Here is a 17,867-nt window from a genome sequence, read left to right on the forward strand (position 1 = left end):
CACAATGCTTACACGTCGCGGGTTTCGACGATCTCCAGCGGCTCGGCCTCAACCTGATTGCGAGCTTTGCGCGGCCGTCCTGCAGGTTTTGGAGGAGGAGCCATCATCGCTTCTTCCGTGAGGCCAGAGCGGGTTTCTACCCATTCCATGCCAACACCAGAAACGATTTCTTTGAGCGCTTCTTTGTTGGTGGCATTGGCCGGTGCTGAAACGGCAGCTGCCGCGTCGACCGTCTCTGAAGCCGATTCCGGGGCTGCGTCTGAAGCCGAGTTCAAAGTTGGTTCTGAAGCCGATTCCGGCGCGGCATCTGAAACGGACTTTGGAGCGGCTGCAGTAGGTGCCGGTTCTTCGGCAATTGCGGCCGATTGCGGCTCTGTCTGCGGCTTAGCCTGTTTGGCAGGGGGCTGGGCCGGAGTCACGGCATTTTCCGGGACATCAGCAGTTGTCTCGGTTGCAGCAACGTTAGCGGTTGCTGGTGCCGGGGCACTGTCAGAAGCAACAGCGGCAGCCGGTTTCGCTGGTTTGGCAGACTTGCCTGATGTCGCTGGCTCAACTGGTGCGGCTGGTGTCGCTGGTTCAGGGGGCGTGCCTGAGATGGCAGGCTCAACTGATTCGGCCGGTGTTGCTGCTTCAGCGGGTGTTGATGGCGCAACGGGCTCGGCTGCTGCGCTAGCTGGTTCGGTCAGGGCAGCCACCGGATGATCAGCCGCTGGTGTGGCAGCGTCTGCGGTTTTGGACGCAGTGGTATCCATTGCAGTCTTTTCCGAGCGGGCAGTCGACTGATTACCTTGTCCAGACGATGCAGTCTCGCCTGAAGCGACCGTGCTTTCTGCCGGTGTGGAAACAGCTTTGCTGTCTGCATCACCTGTCTGTGCTGATGCGACGGCCTCAGCAGCGGCACCCGCGCCTGTGGCCAGCAGCACTTCATTGGGCACGAAAGACGCTTTTTCACTGTCTGTCGTTTCTACCGAATCATTCTGACGGCGGCCACGACGGCTGCGACGACGACGGCGACGCGGTTCGGCATCACCCGTCTGGGTGTCTTCGCCGTCTGTGGCGCGATCGTTTTCCTCTTCCGAATCGTCGTCGATCAGATCCTGTTCTAGCGGAGTCGGGCGGGCGGCAGCTTCTGCGCTGGCCTGACGACCACGTCGTGGCGCGGGCGCTGCGTCCGTTTGTGCAGAGTCCGATGTCGGCGTTTGTGCGGCGTCTACCGCGGTAGCAGCGCCGGTTGCTGTTGCGACTTCGGTTTCATCCCCGGTGTTGCGTCGGTTGCGGCCGCGTCCACGGCGATTGCGGCTGCGACCTGGGGTCTCTTCCGTGCCGGCGCTCGCCTGGCTGGCTGCGATCGTTGGCGCTTTGCTATCGGCCGCGCTGTCCTGCGTGCCGGTATCATCCTGCTTGCGCTGGCGTCCACGCGGACTGCGGCGGTTTTCGCCTTCCTCTTCAGATTTGGCCGTTGTGCGTTTGTCGCCACGGCGATTGCGTCCACCGCGCTCGCCACGTTCACTGCGTTCACCGCTGGCAGAGGAACGCGAACCGCTACGTGTATTGCGTCCGCCCGTTTTTTCGGTTGGGGATGCTACTTTTTTCGGCTCGGCAGGCGCCGCTGTTTTCGGACCGGCAAGCCAGGACAGCACTTTCTGGAATATTCCCTGAATGCTTGGCGGGTTGCTAGCAGCGCTTACCTGGGGCTGTGCAACCACCGGTGGTTTGATTGCGCTGGGCGCCGGCTGGTCTGGAGAAATCCCTTTGACCAGCGCTTCTGGGCGCTCGTTATGCTCGGATTTTTCCTTGGTCGATTCCCACGTGACCGTGGTGTCCGGCGCTTCAATCAGTTCGATGCTGGCTTTCGGATCATCCAGGCGTGAATCGTCATAGCGAATGCGTTCGATATGATGGTGTGGCGTCTCGAAATGCTTGTTCGGGATCAGGACCAGATTGACTTTCAGGCGAGATTCAAGCTTGACGATATCGGCCCGTTTTTCGTTCATCAGGAACGTGGCCACTTCCACTGGCACCTGTGCGTGCAGGGCAGCGGTATTTTCCTTCATGGCTTCTTCCTGCAACAGGCGCAGCACATTCAGAGCGCTGGATTCGACGTCACGGATGACGCCCGTGCCGTTACAGCGTGGGCAGGTGATATGCGAGCCTTCGTTCAATGCCGGGCGCAGGCGCTGGCGCGACAGTTCCATCAGACCAAAACGGGAAATTTTTCCCATTTGGACCCGGGCGCGATCCACATGCAGGGCATCGCGCAGTTTCTGTTCGACCGCACGCTGGTTTTTGTTGTCTTCCATGTCGATGAAGTCGATCACGATCAGACCACCCAGGTCGCGCAGGCGCAGCTGGCGGGCCACTTCTTCGGCCGCTTCCAGGTTGGTGCGCATGGCGGTTTCTTCGATATCGGCGCCGCGGGTAGAGCGGGCCGAGTTCACATCAATGGCAACCAGCGCTTCTGTGTGATCAATAACGACAGAGCCGCCGGAGGGCAACTGGACGGTACGTGAATACGCGGTTTCAATCTGGTGTTCGATCTGGAATCGCGAAAAGAGGGGAATATCATCCTGATAGCGTTTGACGCGATTGACATTGTCAGGCATGACGTCCTGCATGAATGCCGTTGCCTGTTGTGTAATGGCCTCAGTGTCGATCAGGATTTCGCTGATGTCGGGCGAGAAATAATCGCGGATGGCGCGAATAACCAGGCTCGATTCCTGGTAAATAAGGACTGGGGCAGGGTAGTCTTTGGCGGCGGCGTCAATGGCGTTCCACAGTTGCAGCAGGTATTTCAAGTCCCACTGCAGTTCGGGCACGCTGCGGCCAATGCCGGCGGTACGGGCAATAATGCTCATGCCCGAAGGCAGATCAAGCTGCTCCATGGCATCGCGCAGTTCCTGGCGGTCTTCGCCTTCGATGCGACGCGATACGCCGCCACCACGCGGGTTGTTGGGCATCAGGACCAGATAGCGGCCCGCCAGGGATATGAACGTGGTCAGGGCTGCGCCCTTGTTGCCGCGTTCTTCCTTTTCCACCTGAATAATCAGTTCCTGGCCTTCGTGCAGGGCGTCCTGGATGCGTGCAGTGCGCACATCCACGCCATCCTTGAAATAGCCGCGGACGACTTCCTTGAAAGGAAGAAAACCGTGGCGATCGTGACCATAATTGACAAAGCAGGCTTCCAGGCCGGGTTCAATACGTGTGATGACCCCTTTGTAGATGCTTCCCTTGCGTTGTTCACGGCCGGCGGTTTCGATATCGATGTCGATGAGCTTCTGGCCATCGACAATCGCAACGCGTAATTCTTCTTGATGCGTTGCGTTGAATAACATGCGTTTCATAGAGCAGTTTCTCCGTTAAACGAGTGCAACGAACGCCGTTGCACTCACCACGAATAACTGGTGAAACGTAAGAACAGACGACTGACTCGCGCGGATCCCGCGCGAAGTCGGGGCGCTTTATGTGGGACTATCTGCCGTCGGGTGTCGACGTGCAGCAGAGCCGGTCAGAAAATTAACAGAGTAAAGTAATTTCAATTGTTGAATTCTTCTGTGTTCTGTCCTGCCGCCCCTTGCGGTGGCGTCAGGACAGAATAAAAACTAGGGCGCTTCGTTCATTCTGTACGCTTATAAACACAATGGCGGTGATATCTGTGGGCAGATGATGTATGGCCTGCCGCCTTAATAACAGATACGACAGGCGCCGCAGTGTTTACAAACCAGTCACTCAAAAGACTGAAATACAGATAGCGGATTGACGTTAGGACGGTACAATGCGTATTTGGCTGACGGGCGGAGACCTGCTTGCAGTTTCTTGGACTACGGGTTTCTCAACGCCGGACGGTTTTAATTCAGTCTTTTTGTGGTCTCCGAATTATAAGGCTCTTTTGAGTATGTGCAAACAAACTTCTGATAAAAAACCAACTTTTTCTGTTCGGCTGGTTCGGGCCGATGCCGGATCCGACGGTCAGCGTATTGATAATTTTCTCATTCGCGAGTGCAAGGGTGTCCCAAAAAGCCATCTTTACAAGGCGATTCGTAGCGGCCAGGTGCGTGTGAACAAGGGCCGGGTCCAGGCAGAATATCGGGTAAAAGAGGGCGATGAAATCCGGATTCCGCCCTTGCGGGTAGCCACCCCCGACGAAAAGCGGGTGGTGCCGGCCGGCCGATTTCCTATTGTTTTTGAGGACGACGCGCTGATTGTCATTGACAAGCCGTCTGGCGTTGCCGTGCACGGGGGCAGTGGCGTGTCTTTCGGGGTCATCGAGCAGATGCGCGCGGCCCGTCCCGAGGCACGCTTTCTGGAGTTGGCCCACCGCCTGGACAAGGAAACCTCGGGTTTGCTGATGATTGCAAAGAAACGCGCGGCGCTGGTCGCACTGCACGGGATGCTCAAGGAAAGCCAGGGCCGCAAATGTTACCTGGCCCTGGTCGAGGGCGATTGGGTGAACGACCGGCAGCATATACGATTGCCCTTGGAGAAATACCTGACCCGCGAGGGCGAGCGGCGGGTGCGGGTACGACCCGAAGGCAAGTCCGCCCATACAATTGTGAGCATGCAAATGCGTTTTGGCCGATATACGCTGGTCAAGGCCGAACTGCGCACGGGGCGCACCCACCAGATACGGGTGCATTTGGCCGCTAGCGGTTTCCCCATTGTGGGCGACGAGAAGTATGGTAATGACGACACCCGCATGGCGTTCGCGCGGCAGGGATTTGCCCGCATGTTCCTGCATGCCCATACGTTGGACATTGCCCATCCCCTTACTCAGGAGCCGCTGTCCCTGGTTGCGCCGCTACCCCTTGTATGCCAGCAGCTGCTGGATACGCTGGCCCTCCGCCGCTGAGTGCAGCCGTCCGGTTGTTGCGGTAATTAGCTTTAGCGTTTTATCTGATCATTTCATAATACGGAATTAAAAATGCCTTACTCTCTTGCCATCTTCGATTGGGATGGAACGATTATGGATTCAACCCATACCATTGTCGCCGCGATTCAGGCTGCCTGTCGCGATATGGATTTGCCGGTGCCCACGGTGGCGCAGGCCAGCTGGGTCATTGGCCTGTCGCTCGATCAGGCCCTGCATCGCGCTGTGCCGGATTTGACGGCATCTCAGTTGCCGCGGTTCCTGGAACGATACCGCATCCACTACCTGCTTCGGGACCCTGATTTGCGCACATTCGACGGTATCATGGCGATGCTTGATCAGTTAAAGAGCCAGGATGTCTTGATGGCTGTGGCAACGGGTAAAAGCCGCATCGGGCTCGATCGCGTTCTGAATGGCATGAACATGGGACATTATTTTGATGCTTCCCGTACCGCAGACCAGACATTTAGCAAGCCGCACCCGAAAATGCTGGAGGAAATTCTGGAACAATTGGATGTGCCTGCCGCTCAGGCTATCATGATCGGTGATACATCGCATGACATCCAGATGGCCCAGGCTGCAGGCATGGACAGCATTGCTGTTACCTATGGCGCACACACGGCCGAGGAACTGGTGGCGAGCAAACCCACCCTGATCGCACACACGCCGGCACAACTGCATGGATTTTTGCTGGAACATTGTCAGAAAATGGCTGTCTAATCGATCAAGAAGCGATATTCGCATTTCGAGTAGCGGTCGTGTTTCTGCGTTACGAAGCGATATTCGTACTTATTGTTGCCTTTTTCGAGGCCACAAGTCATCGGAGTCAATCATGTCCTCACGCTTGCGATATCCCCGTATTCCCGCTTCCCAGATTACGCCTGAGTCCGTTTGGCAATCACGAAGGCAATGGATGCAGCAAATGGCGGGCATCGCCGCCGGAACAGGCCTCACCGGTCTGGGCGCGGTGCTGCCTCAGACGGCGGCCGCCGCTTTGCCCGCCATGGACGGCATACAGCCCAATCCGCAATATTCCGCAGCGAAAATCGATCGCAAACTGACCACGGAAAAGGACATCACGTCCTACAATAATTTTTATGAGTTCGGTACTGGCAAGAGCGATCCGCTGGATTATGCGGGGAAGATGCGTATCGAGCCCTGGCAGGTACAGGTCAGCGGTGAAGTGGAGAAGCCGCGCACATTTGATCTGGATGAGCTGGTCAAGCTGGCGCCGCAGGAAGAGCGGGTGTATCGGCTGCGTTGTGTTGAGGCCTGGTCCATGGTTATTCCGTGGGTGGGCTACCCGCTGTCGGCGTTGCTCAAGCAGGTGCAGCCGACGAGCAAGGCCAAATATGTCCAGTTTGTGACCGATACCCAGCCCGAGGCCATGCCGGGGCTGAATGATCGCATCATTCCCTGGCCCTATCGGGAGGCCCTCAGAATGGATGAAGCTATGCATCCGCTTACCTTGCTGACTTTCGGGCTTTACGGCAAGCGCCTGCCCAATCAGAATGGGGCGCCGTTGCGCATTATTGTTCCCTGGAAATATGGCTTCAAGTCGGGCAAGTCCCTTGTCAGAATTGTGCTTTCCGAAAGCAGACCTGAGACTAGCTGGGTGGCGATTGCGCCATCGGAATACGGCTTTTATGCCAACGTGAACCCCGATGTTCCGCATCCGCGCTGGAGCCAATCGCACGAACGGGTCATTGGTGGCGGTTTTTTCGATCCGAAAGTGCCAACCTTGAAGTTTAATGGTTATGCCGAACAGGTCGCCTCCTTGTATAGCGGTATGGATCTGCGCGCCAATTATTGAGCCGGGGGCTGGCTACTATGACTGAACCGACCGGTACCGCCTCGCCAGCGGCAGGCGCACGGGTTGCGCCGGTGGCACGCAGGCGCTGGACAGCCAAACAGGTGGGACGCGGCAAGCCCCTGGTGTTTCTGCTTTGCCTGATTCCCTTTTTGCGCTGGTTTTATCTGGGCTACAACGACGGCCTGAGCGCCAATCCGGTCGAGTTCATTACCCGCTCGTCCGGTTTCTGGACGCTGTTCATGTTGTTGCTTACGCTTGCCGTGACGCCGCTACGCCAAATGCTGGATCAGCCGGCGCTGGTGCGCTTGCGGCGTATGCTGGGCCTGTTCGCCTTTTTTTATGTCACATTGCATCTGCTGACTTGGATTGTGCTCGATCGCAATATGGACCTGTCTTCGATGATCACCGATGTGCTGGATCGCACCTTCATTTTTGTCGGCATGGCGGCATTTCTGCTCATGTTGCCCCTGGCGCTCACCTCCACCCAGGGCTGGATGCGCCGTCTTGGCATGAGCTGGACGCGTCTGCATCGAAGTATTTATGCAATCGGCGTGCTGGGTATTGTCCATTACTGGCTGATGCGCGCGGGCAAGAACGATTTTGCCGATCCGATCCTGTATGGTACGCTGCTGGCTCTGTTATTGCTGTGGCGGGTGGCGCGGGCATGGCGTAATCGCCGCCGTCTGGCTGAGACATAGAAGCGAGTGGCCCATAACCGCCGCCTTCCATTGTTTATCTCCCACCACCGCCGCCATCCATCGTTTACCGTATATCAAAGAGAGGACATGACCATGCAAAGACGGGCCTGGCTGTTGGTGCTGGTAGCCGCCTCATTATGGCTGGGCGGCTGCGCCACCGGCTTGCGGGTCGATACGTCACAGCGCGCCGCAGCGCAGGACAGCAGGGTGCGCTTTATTGTGCTGCACTATACCTCGGAAAATCGTGCCGACTCCCTCCGCTTGCTTACCCAGGGCCGCGTCAGTGCCCATTACTTAATTACCGATGAACCGGTCAAAATCTATGCGCTGGTCGATGAAAACCGGCGCGCCTGGCATGCGGGCCTGAGTCAATGGTTTGAATACCCGAACCTGAATGGTATGTCCATTGGTATTGAAATTGTCAATGCGGGGCCGCTGGATACCGCGCAAACACGCTGGGCGCCATATCCGGACTCACAGATCAGGGCGCTGGCGGCGTTGCTGCGTGACATTCAGTCGCGCCATCAAGTCAAGGCGTGGAATATCGTGGCGCATAGCGACATCGCGCCCTTGCGCAAGACCGATCCGGGTCCGGTTTTCCCGTGGCGGGAACTGGCCCGGCAGGGGCTGGGGCGCTGGTACGATGAGCAGGCAGTGGCGCGGCGAATACCGCAAGTGACGGCGGACATGCTCGCGGATGCACAGTATATTCAGCGCCTGCTGGCGCATATTGGCTATCCGATACGACAAAGCGGGGTATGGGACAGCCAGACGCAACAGGTTATTCGCGCATTCCAGATGCATTACCGGCCCAAAGACATCAGCGGTCATGCCGACGCGCAGACTGTGGCCATTGGCCAGGATCTGGCGGGCCAAATGTCTACGCAGCAGCAGTAATGCCACAGGCTAGCGCGCAGGATCTCGCGGCCGCCGTAAGGGCACAGGCCGGCGCCTAAACCTGGTGGCTACCGTAACGGAGCAGGTCTGCGCTGCGCGTAACCTTTTGCGCAGCAGTCACGACATAGCTCAGTGTGTAAGCCCTCACTGCAGCCCACACCGCCGCCCTGTCATGCCAGGAATAGAAACAAAGTGGGGAACTTGTCCAGGTCCGGTAGCGGGGCTCGTTTCCATCCGGCAATGGTGTCGGTCCGGATCCATTCATCGGCGGTGGTCAGCGCCCGCGCAACGCACAGTCGGGTCGACGGGTTCAGGGTGCCAAGCAGAGTGGTAAACATGGCCTGATTGCGGTAAGGGGTTTCAATAAACAGTTGCGTCTGGTTGTGGCGCGATGAGAGCTGTTCCCAGCTCTTGAGCTGTTTGCCGCGCTCTGCCGGTGCAATCGGCACATATCCATGAAAGGTAAAACGCTGGCCGTCCAGCCCGCTGGCCATCAGGCCGAGCAAAATGGAAGACGGGCCTACCCACGGCACCACGTGTATGTTCAACTGGTGAGCCAGCAATACGACGCGTGCTCCCGGATCAGCCACCGCCGGGCAGCCGGCCTCGGAAACAAGCCCGATCTGGCCGCTGGTTTCAGTCAGCCACCGCCGTATCTCTGCCTCGGGCGTTTTTGCGCCCAGCGTATGAATCGTGACGTCCTGTATTGGGCCCGTGGTGCCCGTTTGCTTCAGATAAGCGCGCGCCGATTTTGCATTTTCAGCGATATAGGTTTTCAGTTCCGACGCCTGTTGTCGGGCGCCGGCGGGTAGCCATTGCTCCAGGGGCGCCTGCCCGAGGCTGACGGGGAGCAGGTGAAGCGTACTAATCATAATGGTTGGGCCAGCAGGGTAGGGTTCAGTTTGAAACTGCGCAATATGCGCGACAATTCAATCAGCGGCAGCCCGATAATGGCAGTGGGGTCGTCGCTGTACATTGACTCCATCAGGCTGATGCCCAGGCCTTCTGCCTTGGCGCTGCCGGCGGTGTCAAACGGCTTTTCCATGTTCAGGTAATGCTCGATTTCCTGGTCGGTCAGGGCGCGAAACCGGCAGTGGGTAACCACATCGGCCACGGCGCTGCGCACGCCGTCGGTGACCGCCAGGGCACTGTGAAACGCCACGGTTTTTCCTGACAGTTCGCGCAGCTGCTCAAAGGCGCGCGCATGCGATCCAGGTTTTCCTATCGGTTTGCCGTCATGGGTGGCAACCTGATCCGAACCAATGACCAGGCTATTGGGGTATTGGCCGACTACGTGTTGTGCCTTGGTCAGCGACAGGCGTTGCGAGAGCGCCTCGGGTGTTTCGCCGGGCAGGGCGGACTCGTCGATATCCGGGGACACGGTATCAAACGGCAGCCCCAGGCGCTGCAGCATGGTCTTGCGATAGATTGATGATGACGCGAGAATAAGACGCGGAGGGGAAAATGACATGGTTTTCATTGACTTATCGGATGTGAACAAGTTATTATCTTATGTTTTCCGGGGATTGTGTGGGTCTGTTGTAGAAACCCGCTGCGAAACCTGGGTCGCCGAATTTGTTTGTCAGTGCAATTAGCAGTCGTTTTTGCAATCGATTTGGCAGTCTGAAATCGGGCCTCATAGGTGGCTCAGCAGTACCGGATTTGTTGTGTTTGTTGTGTATCCGGTCGTTATATCGGGTTTGTTGTCGGATAAAGGTGCAGAACCGGTTTGTGATAAAACCGATTTATTGCGCATTCGATCGCGGGCTCTGTTTAATAACCAGGATTTATGAAATGTCTTTTTTGATAGGGATATTGGCATAAAACATTTATAATGCTCAGCAAGCAGATATCTGTAATACAATATTTGGCTATTTTATGAAACCCGGTCATCCTGTGATCGACGTACTGGATTTTATCTCTCGCAATGCAGAGCAACGCGGGGAGACGCCGTTATCGGCATTTTCACGGATAAGTGACCTATTGCCAGCGCAGGTTTTGCCCGTGGGCGATGCCGATAGCGCTGGCGCAGTCGATGGCCTGGTACGCTGGTCTGTGCGTGGAGAACGCACTCAACACGGAAAACGTTATCTTCATCTGGAAGTCAGCGCCAGACCGATCCTGATCTGTCAGCGTTGTATGCGACCTTTTGTCTATGAGGTCGAGAGCGTTGTGCCGCTGGAAGTGGTCACGCATCAGGCGGCGCTGGACGAAGACAGCGAGATCGACGATCCGGATATGGATGCGCCGGACCGCATTCTGGCTCAGGCCAGTCAGTCGGTGCTGGAACTTGTGGAAGACGAATTAATCCTGAGTCTGCCCTACATACCCAGGCATGATTATGCATGCGTGCAGTATGACAATCAGGAAACACCTGAGGGGACAGACAAGAAACCATCGCCGTTCGCGGCGCTGGCAGCTTTAAAGAAGCAGTAACTTAACTTATTTTTTGCATAATTTTCGGGTTGTGCAGTATTTATTTTCGGAGTCATCATGGCCGTTCAACAAAACAAAAAGACACCTTCAAAGCGCGGTATGCACCGTTCGCACGATTCTCTGACGGCGCCTGCCACAGCGATCGAGCCAACCACCGGTGAACTGCACCTGCGTCACCACATCAGCCCCAACGGCGTATACCGTGGCCGCAAAGTTCTGAAAACCAAAAACGACGAATAATTCTCTGTTTATCCGGTAAGAGAAGGGCAGCCTGTCGGCGGTAATCTCCGGTAAGATGCTGACCGCTTCGATTTATTACCGTAACGGAAACATTATTTATAGTGATCAGAATTGCAATTGACTGTATGGGAGGCGATCATGGCCTTCCCGTCACCGTTCCGGCGGCCGTTCAGGTCGCCGCGAAGTTTCCTGATACCTGTTTTCTATTGGTTGGTCTGCCTGATCAGGTAGAGGCAGCCCTGAAACAGGCGCGTCCGGCAAATCCCGCACAATTTGAAATTGTCGCCGCATCCGAAGTGGTTACCATGGATGATCCGGTGGACATGGCCCTGCGCAAGAAAAAAGATTCCTCTATGCGAGTGACGGTCACCTGTGTCAAGCAGGAGCGGGCCGATGCCTGCGTGTCTGCCGGCAATACGGGTGCCTGGATGGCCATTTCGCGATACGTGCTCAAGACCCTGGAAGGCATTGATCGGCCGGCCATAGCGGCGGCCATTCCGAATCAGCGTGGCGGCACAACCACCGTGCTGGATCTGGGCGCCAATGTCGACTGCACAGCTGAGCATCTGCTTGAATTTGCCATCATGGGCGCCGCGCTGTCCCAGTCGGTGGAACATATTGAAAACCCCTCGATCGGCCTGCTCAATATCGGGCAGGAGGCCATCAAGGGCAACGATGTGGTCAAGGAAGCGGCCGAGCTGCTGCGCGCCAGCAACCTGAATTTCTATGGTAATGTAGAAGGCGACGACATCTTCAAGGGGACGACCAATGTGGTGGTCTGTGATGGATTTGTCGGCAATGTGGTGCTCAAGTCCGTTGAGGGTTTGTCCAAGATGATTGGAAGCATGATTCGTGGCGAATTCATGCGTAACCCGTTCACCATGGCAGCCGGCCTGGTTGCGCGGCCCGTTCTGAATCGCTTTCGCAACCGGGTCGATTCACGCAACCATAATGGCGCTGCATTGCTTGGCTTGCGTGGCGTTGTTATCAAAAGTCATGGCTCGGCCGATATCTATGCCTATACGGTCGCACTGGAGCGCGCACGCGAGGCGGTGGCCAGCAAACTGTTGGAGAAAACCTCCAGCTCTGTCCTGCAGATCAGTCAACTCATTCGCTCAAAAAATACGGAAAGCAGCGCATAATAGCTATAAAAACTATAAAATTGCCTGCTTTACTTATTTATATTGTCTTCGGAGCCATACATGACTTATTCAACCATCGTGGGTACGGGAAGTTATTTACCCGCAAACTGTGTCACAAACACGATGCTTGCTCAAGATATGGCCCAGCGCGGTCTTGAGACCTCCGATGAATGGATTGTGACGCGTACTGGTATTCATCAGCGACATCTGGCTGATGCCGGCGTCACCTCCAGCGACCTGGGTTTTCTGGCGGCCGAAAAAGCGCTTGCCGATGCCGGTATCGCTGCGGCCGATCTGGATCTGATCATTGTCGCTACCTCTACACCCGATTTCATTTTTCCCAGCACCGCCTGCATGATTCAGGCAAAGCTTGGCGCCAAGGGCGGCGCTGCGTTCGATGTTCAGGCCGTTTGCAGCGGCTTTGTGTACGCGCTGGCGACTGCAGACAGTTTTATCCGTGCGGGCAACGCGCGTAACGCGCTGGTCATCGGCACCGAAGTGTTCTCGCGGATTCTGGACTGGAATGATCGCGGCACCTGCGTGCTTTTCGGCGATGGCGCCGGCGCCACGGTTCTGAAGGCTTCTGACGAGCCGGGCATACTGGCTTCACAGCTGCATGCCGACGGCTCGCTTCACACGATTTTGAACACGACCGGCCGGATCGAAAACGGCCAGGTGACCGGCGATCCCTTCCTGCGCATGGACGGTCAGTCCGTGTTCAAGCAGGCTGTGACGGTTCTGGATAAGTCGGCGCGCCAGGTATGCGAAAAAGCCGGTGTGCAGCTTAGCGACCTGGACTGGATGGTACCGCACCAGGCCAATATCCGGATCATTGATTTCCTGGGCCGCAAGCTGGGTATCCCCAAGGAAAAAGTCATCGCTACGGTCGCTGAGCACGCCAATACCTCGGCGGCCAGTGTGCCGCTGGCATTTGATGTGGCACGCCGTGACGGTCGTATCAAAAAGGGCGATCTGGTTCTTATGCAGGGCGTCGGCGGCGGTTTCACCTGGGGCTCGGTACTTGCCCGTATCTGAATTCTTACTTCAACACTGAAAATTATGAAACTCGCATTCGTATTTCCGGGACAGGGTTCACAAACCGTTGGCATGCTTGCCGGATGGGCGGGCAACCCCGTCATCGACGCTGCCATGCAGCGCGCCTCCTCGGCACTGGACCAGGATCTCGTGGCTCTTGTCGAGCAGGGCCCGGCCGAAGAACTCAATCTCACCGTCAATACCCAGCCCGTCATGCTGGCCTGCAGTGTCGCCATGTATGAGGCGTGGTGTCAGGCTGCAGGCCCCAGGCCGCAAGTGATGGCTGGGCACAGCCTGGGCGAATACTCGGCGCTGACGGCTGCCGGCACGTTCTCGCTTGAAGATGCCGTGCGCCTGGTGCGTATTCGCGCCAGCGCCATGCAGGACGCGGTGCCGGTGGGCACGGGCGGTATGGCGGCGATTCTGGGGCTGGATGACGACACGGTGCTCGCCGTGTGCAACGAGGCCAGCGCCGATAACATTGTGGAGCCGGTCAACTTCAACGCGCCCGCCCAGGTGGTGATTGCGGGAAATAAGGAAGCTGTACAGCGCGCGTGCGAACTGGCCAAGGCCCGTGGGGCGAAGCGGGCCCTGCCTTTGCCAGTGTCGGCGCCATTTCATTCCCGGCTTCTGCAGCCGGCGGCCGCAGTGCTGGAGAAGGCGCTGGGCGGTCTGACGCTGGCCATGCCAAGCGCTGCAGTCATTAATAATGTCGATGTCGAAATTGCGCCCAATACACAGGCCATTGCCGATGCCTTGGTGCGCCAGGCCTGGCACCCGGTACGCTGGGTAGAAACAGTCCAGGCGATGAAGGCGCAGGGCGTCACCCACGTGGTGGAGTGTGGTCCGGGCAAAGTGCTGGCCGGACTGATCAAGCGTATCGAGCCCGAGCTGGTAACGATATCAATCAACGATCAGGCATCCCTGGATGCCGCGCTTAGCCAAATCAACGCATAAGGAACAGGCATGTCAGAACAAAACGAACTTTCCGGACAAATTGCGCTGGTCACCGGCGCCAGCCGCGGGCTGGGCAAGGCAATTGCCCTTGAACTGGCCAAACGCGGCGCAACCGTCGTGGGTACGGCCACATCGGAATCGGGCGCGCAAGCGATCAGCGAGATGCTGGCAGCAAACCAGGGTCGCGGCGTGGTGCTCAATGTTACCGATGGTCCCGCTTGCGATGCCTTGCTTGCCGAGCTGGCCAAAGAAGGCGGTCCTCATATCCTGGTCAATAACGCTGGTATTACGCGTGATGGCCTGGCCATGCGCATGAAAGACGAAGACTGGTCCGCCGTTATCGGGACCAATCTGGAATCTGTATTCCGGCTCTCGCGCGGCGTGCTGCGGGTTATGATGAAAGCGCGCGCAGGCCGTATCATTAACGTGACTTCGGTTGTTGCTTCTGCCGGCAATCCCGGGCAGGCCAACTATGCCGCCGCTAAGGCAGGCGTAGCAGGCATGACGCGGGCGCTGGCACGCGAGCTGGGCAGTCGCAACATCACTGTCAACTGCGTGGCCCCCGGATTTATCGATACCGATATGACGCGCGCGCTGGGCGATGACCAGACCGCTGCGCTGCTGGGCCAGATTCCGCTTGGCCGCCTGGGCCAGCCGGCAGATGTGGCCAACGCTGTTGCCTTCCTGGCAGGGCCCGGCGCAGGTTATATTACGGGTACAACGGTGCATGTGAATGGGGGTATGTTCATGCAGTAAGTGGGTTTGGCCGTACAATGGCAGCCGCTGTCAGGCGGCGCTTTGAGGCGGTATCCTGGCTTGCTGATGCCGATAAGCCCATGGGGCAAGGCAGGCAGGGCAGGTAATTTGAGACAGTCGGGTTCTTTTTCTTATACAGAGCTGAAATTTTACTAAAATGCAGGATACGTAAAAGAGCAGTTGTTTATTTTTAAACTGTGTTTTAGTTTTACTGTTTTCATAAACCAGTTTCGCTAAAATATTTTTTTCACATAAAGCCTTTTGCAATCGGTTTGTAGTTGGCTAAAATTGCGGGATTTTCCCCCTTTGGAGATTTACATGGATAGCATCGAACAACGCGTCAAGAAGATCGTCGCAGAACAACTTGGTGTAAATGAAGCAGAAATCAAAAACGAGTCTTCATTTCTTGACGACCTGGGTGCAGATTCACTGGACATGGTCGAGTTGGTCATGGCGCTTGAAGACGAGTTCGAAACAGAAATTCCTGACGAAGAAGCTGAAAAAATCACAACCGTTCAGCAGGCAGTCGACTATATCAACTCTCACAAAGCATAATTTGTGCGGGTCAACCGGCCTGCGCAAGCAGCCGGTTGCAATAAAGAAAGCGGTTTTGGAAAGTGGCTCACGTCTCATCCCCTGGATTCAGACGGTATAAACCTTTTCCAGGCCCTTTTTTTATTTCAGGGTTTTGATTCATATTTACTTCAGTATAGGGTAGGAGCCAACCGTGAAAAGACGCGTTGTCATCACCGGACTGGGAATTGTGTCCCCGGTCGGAAATACAGTACCGCTGGCCTGGGATAATATCGTCAACGGCCGTTCCGGCATTGACCGCATCACACGCTTTGATGCCTCCGGGTTCAATGCGCAGATCGCGGGTGAAGTCAACGATTTTGACGTCACCCAATACCTGTCTGCCAAAGAAGCCAAGCAAATGGACACCTTTATCCATTACGGCATCGCCGCCAGTATCGACGCCTGGAAAGACGCAGGCTTGACGGCGACTGACGAGAACGCTGATCGTATCGGCGCCATTGTCAGTTCAGGAATCGGCGGGCTTCAGCGCATTGAAGAGACCCAGACCGAGTACCTTGCCAAAGGTCCGCGTCGCATTTCTCCATTCTTTGTTCCTGCTTCGCTTATCAATCTGATCTCTGGTCAGGTGTCGATCATGCTCGGGCTCAAAGGGCCAACTTACGCGGTCGTCTCGGCCTGCACAACGGGTTTGCATTCCATTGGCGATGCAGCCCGGTTGATTGAATACGGCGATGCCGATGTCATGCTCGCCGGTGGCGCTGAATCCACCGTGTCTCCGCTAGGCATTGGCGGGTTTGCGGCCATGCGGGCGCTGTCTACCCGCAATGACGATCCTCAGGCGGCCTCTCGTCCCTGGGATGTTGATCGCGATGGCTTTGTGCTGGGCGAAGGCGCAGGCGTGCTGGTGCTTGAAGAATACGAACACGCCAAAGCCCGTGGCGCTCGCATTTATGGCGAGTTTGCCGGTTATGGCATGAGTTCCGATGCGCACCATATTACTGCGCCGGATCGTGATGGCCCGCGTCGCGGCATTCTGAATGCCCTGAAAAACGGCAAAATTAACGCCGATCAGGTGGATTATGTCAATGCGCACGGCACCTCTACGCCCCTGGGTGACAAGAACGAAACCGAGGCGCTCAAGCTGGCCCTGGGCGAGCATGCCTACAAAACGGTCATCAATTCCACCAAATCCATGACGGGTCATTTGCTGGGTGCGGCTGGCGGGATCGAGGCGGTGTTTACCACGCTGGCAGTTCATCACCAGATTTCGCCCCCCACAATCAACCTGGTCAACCAGGATCCCGAGTGCAATCTGGACTATTGCGCCAATACCGCGCGCGACATGAAAATTGATGTGGCGCTATCGAACTCTTTTGGGTTTGGTGGCACCAACGGGTCCATGATTGTTCGACGGGTCTGATTTGCAGTACGACCTGAACCGGCACTGGCAGGTTCGACTTCGTGTCGGGCAACCCGGTTACATTACGGTTTGCCGCGGTATCCTTGTCGCCTTGGCGATGCTTTGCATTGCCGGGCCCCAGGCGGCAGTCTTGTTTTTCCTGCTGGCCCTGGCCGCTCGCCGCCATGTTACCCATGGCCAGGTCGACAAAGATACCGTTCTTGAAGTAACACCCGATGGCCATTACCGGCTTTATCCCCTTGGCACGCAAGAGTACCCCAGCCACGGCACTGCTCGCGTGCTATTGCGGTACTGGCAGGGGCCTTTCTGGTTTACCCTGGTTTTACGCGATCCCTATTTTCCGCTTTCTCCTCCCAATATCGTCACCGTCTGGTCTTCAGGGCAGGCACCTGACGCCTGGCGGCGGTTTTGCGTACTGGTGCAGTCTGCCCAATGGGCAAATACCCAGGGCGGCGCAGCAAGGCATGCGATATGAGCGAGCGTGACGTTGACTGGGAGCTGGTGCAGCGGGTTCAGAAAGGCGACAAGAAGGCGTTCGATCTGCTGGTGCTCAAGTATCAGCGCAAGATCATGGGGCTGCTTGCCCGCATGATCGGCAGTCACAGCGAAGTCGAGGATATCGCGCAAGAAACGTTTATCAAGGCGTACCGCGCCATTCCTCAATTTCGGGGCGAGAGCGCGTTTTATACCTGGCTATACCGGATTGCGATCAATACCGCCCGCAATTGGCTGTCGTCTTCGGATCGTAAACTCAGCTATCCGGATACGCTCGAAAACAAAGACGGTGAAACTTTTTCCCATTCAGACAATCTTATAGATATTGCCACGCCTGAATCGAGCATGGTAACGCAGGAAATTGTGCAAACAGTCAACGAGGCGATCGAATCGTTGCCTGAGGACTTGCGTATGGCAATTGTGCTAAGAGAACTGGAAGGCCTGAGTTACGAAGAAATTGCACAGGCAATGGCCTGCCCGGTTGGTACGGTACGCTCCCGTATATTCCGTGCACGGGAAGCCATTGCGGCGAAGCTCAAGCCTGTTATGGGACAGGCTATGGATCGCCGCTGGTAAG

The 17,867-nt window shown here is 56.7% G+C and carries 18 protein-coding genes; 15 read left to right on the plus strand and 3 right to left on the minus strand.

Annotated elements, in window-relative coordinates:
- Nucleotides 1-8 precede the first annotated feature (8 nt).
- A complete protein-coding gene (locus CAP48_RS09615) occupies nucleotides 9-3,341 on the minus strand; it encodes an Rne/Rng family ribonuclease (protein ID WP_100695912.1) in 3,333 nt (1,110 codons plus the stop codon).
- A 551-nt stretch (nucleotides 3,342-3,892) separates the two neighbouring features.
- Between CAP48_RS09615 and CAP48_RS09620 the strand changes: the two genes are divergently transcribed.
- The 5 genes from CAP48_RS09620 to CAP48_RS09640 all read left to right on the plus strand — a co-directional run bounded on the left by CAP48_RS09620 (nucleotide 3,893) and on the right by CAP48_RS09640 (nucleotide 8,272).
- Nucleotides 3,893-4,846 carry an RluA family pseudouridine synthase gene (locus CAP48_RS09620; protein ID WP_100695914.1) on the plus strand — a complete coding sequence of 318 codons (954 nt, stop codon included), beginning with the start codon at nucleotides 3,893-3,895 and terminating at the stop codon, nucleotides 4,844-4,846.
- 72 nt (nucleotides 4,847-4,918) lie between these two features.
- On the plus strand, nucleotides 4,919-5,584 hold the full coding sequence (locus tag CAP48_RS09625) for an HAD-IA family hydrolase (RefSeq protein WP_100695916.1): 666 nt from the start codon (nucleotides 4,919-4,921) through the stop codon (nucleotides 5,582-5,584).
- Nucleotides 5,585-5,696: 112 nt separating this feature from the next.
- Nucleotides 5,697-6,677, plus strand: coding sequence for a protein-methionine-sulfoxide reductase catalytic subunit MsrP (gene msrP / locus CAP48_RS09630; RefSeq protein ID WP_100695918.1), 981 nt, complete (start codon nucleotides 5,697-5,699; stop codon nucleotides 6,675-6,677).
- Between the two features lie 17 nt (nucleotides 6,678-6,694).
- Nucleotides 6,695-7,375, plus strand: a complete 681-nt coding sequence (locus CAP48_RS09635) for a sulfite oxidase heme-binding subunit YedZ (protein ID WP_100695920.1) — start codon at nucleotides 6,695-6,697, stop codon at nucleotides 7,373-7,375.
- A gap of 93 nt (nucleotides 7,376-7,468) precedes the next feature.
- Nucleotides 7,469-8,272 (plus strand): N-acetylmuramoyl-L-alanine amidase, encoded by an 804-nt coding sequence (locus tag CAP48_RS09640; RefSeq protein ID WP_100696764.1) that lies wholly within the window; start codon nucleotides 7,469-7,471, stop codon nucleotides 8,270-8,272.
- Nucleotides 8,273-8,442: 170 nt separating this feature from the next.
- Here the strand turns inward: CAP48_RS09640 and CAP48_RS09645 are convergent, their stop codons facing one another.
- Nucleotides 8,443-9,144 (minus strand): SAM-dependent methyltransferase, encoded by a 702-nt coding sequence (locus CAP48_RS09645; protein WP_100695922.1) that lies wholly within the window; start codon nucleotides 9,142-9,144, stop codon nucleotides 8,443-8,445.
- On the minus strand, nucleotides 9,141-9,743 hold the full coding sequence (locus CAP48_RS09650; protein WP_192871304.1) for a Maf family nucleotide pyrophosphatase: 603 nt from the start codon (nucleotides 9,741-9,743) through the stop codon (nucleotides 9,141-9,143). The genes CAP48_RS09645 and CAP48_RS09650 overlap by 4 nt, the downstream gene beginning before the upstream one ends.
- Before the next feature lie 407 nt (nucleotides 9,744-10,150).
- On the opposite strand from CAP48_RS09650, the gene CAP48_RS09655 reads away from it, so the two are divergent.
- From CAP48_RS09655 to rpoE, 10 genes are all read left to right on the plus strand, one after another.
- A complete protein-coding gene (locus CAP48_RS09655) occupies nucleotides 10,151-10,708 on the plus strand; it encodes a DUF177 domain-containing protein (RefSeq protein ID WP_100695926.1) in 558 nt (185 codons plus the stop codon).
- 57 nt (nucleotides 10,709-10,765) lie between these two features.
- The gene (rpmF, locus tag CAP48_RS09660; RefSeq protein ID WP_100695928.1) at nucleotides 10,766-10,948 is read left to right on the plus strand and encodes a 50S ribosomal protein L32; all 183 of its coding nucleotides are present in this window, start codon (nucleotides 10,766-10,768) and stop codon (nucleotides 10,946-10,948) included.
- A 101-nt stretch (nucleotides 10,949-11,049) separates the two neighbouring features.
- Nucleotides 11,050-12,090, plus strand: coding sequence for a phosphate acyltransferase PlsX (gene plsX / locus CAP48_RS09665; RefSeq protein ID WP_100695930.1), 1,041 nt, complete (start codon nucleotides 11,050-11,052; stop codon nucleotides 12,088-12,090).
- A 60-nt stretch (nucleotides 12,091-12,150) separates the two neighbouring features.
- Nucleotides 12,151-13,125 (plus strand): beta-ketoacyl-ACP synthase III, encoded by a 975-nt coding sequence (locus CAP48_RS09670; RefSeq protein WP_100695932.1) that lies wholly within the window; start codon nucleotides 12,151-12,153, stop codon nucleotides 13,123-13,125.
- A gap of 24 nt (nucleotides 13,126-13,149) precedes the next feature.
- The gene (gene fabD / locus CAP48_RS09675) at nucleotides 13,150-14,082 is read left to right on the plus strand and encodes an ACP S-malonyltransferase (RefSeq protein WP_100695934.1); all 933 of its coding nucleotides are present in this window, start codon (nucleotides 13,150-13,152) and stop codon (nucleotides 14,080-14,082) included.
- Nucleotides 14,083-14,091: 9 nt separating this feature from the next.
- On the plus strand, nucleotides 14,092-14,838 hold the full coding sequence (gene fabG, locus CAP48_RS09680) for a 3-oxoacyl-ACP reductase FabG (RefSeq protein ID WP_100695936.1): 747 nt from the start codon (nucleotides 14,092-14,094) through the stop codon (nucleotides 14,836-14,838).
- 318 nt (nucleotides 14,839-15,156) lie between these two features.
- Entirely contained in the window at nucleotides 15,157-15,393 is a 237-nt protein-coding gene (acpP, locus tag CAP48_RS09685) for an acyl carrier protein (protein ID WP_024005532.1), read from the plus strand.
- A gap of 172 nt (nucleotides 15,394-15,565) precedes the next feature.
- Nucleotides 15,566-16,795, plus strand: a complete 1,230-nt coding sequence (gene fabF, locus CAP48_RS09690; protein WP_100695938.1) for a beta-ketoacyl-ACP synthase II — start codon at nucleotides 15,566-15,568, stop codon at nucleotides 16,793-16,795.
- Entirely contained in the window at nucleotides 16,779-17,270 is a 492-nt protein-coding gene (locus tag CAP48_RS09695; protein ID WP_153045673.1) for a hypothetical protein, read from the plus strand. Before fabF ends, CAP48_RS09695 begins: the two co-directional genes overlap by 17 nt.
- Entirely contained in the window at nucleotides 17,267-17,866 is a 600-nt protein-coding gene (gene rpoE / locus CAP48_RS09700) for an RNA polymerase sigma factor RpoE (RefSeq protein WP_100695942.1), read from the plus strand. Before CAP48_RS09695 ends, rpoE begins: the two co-directional genes overlap by 4 nt.
- The last annotated feature ends 1 nt before the right edge of the window (nucleotide 17,867 follow it).

This window comes from Advenella sp. S44, assembly GCF_002810445.1.
Classification (GTDB): Bacteria; Pseudomonadota; Gammaproteobacteria; order Burkholderiales; family Burkholderiaceae_B; genus Advenella.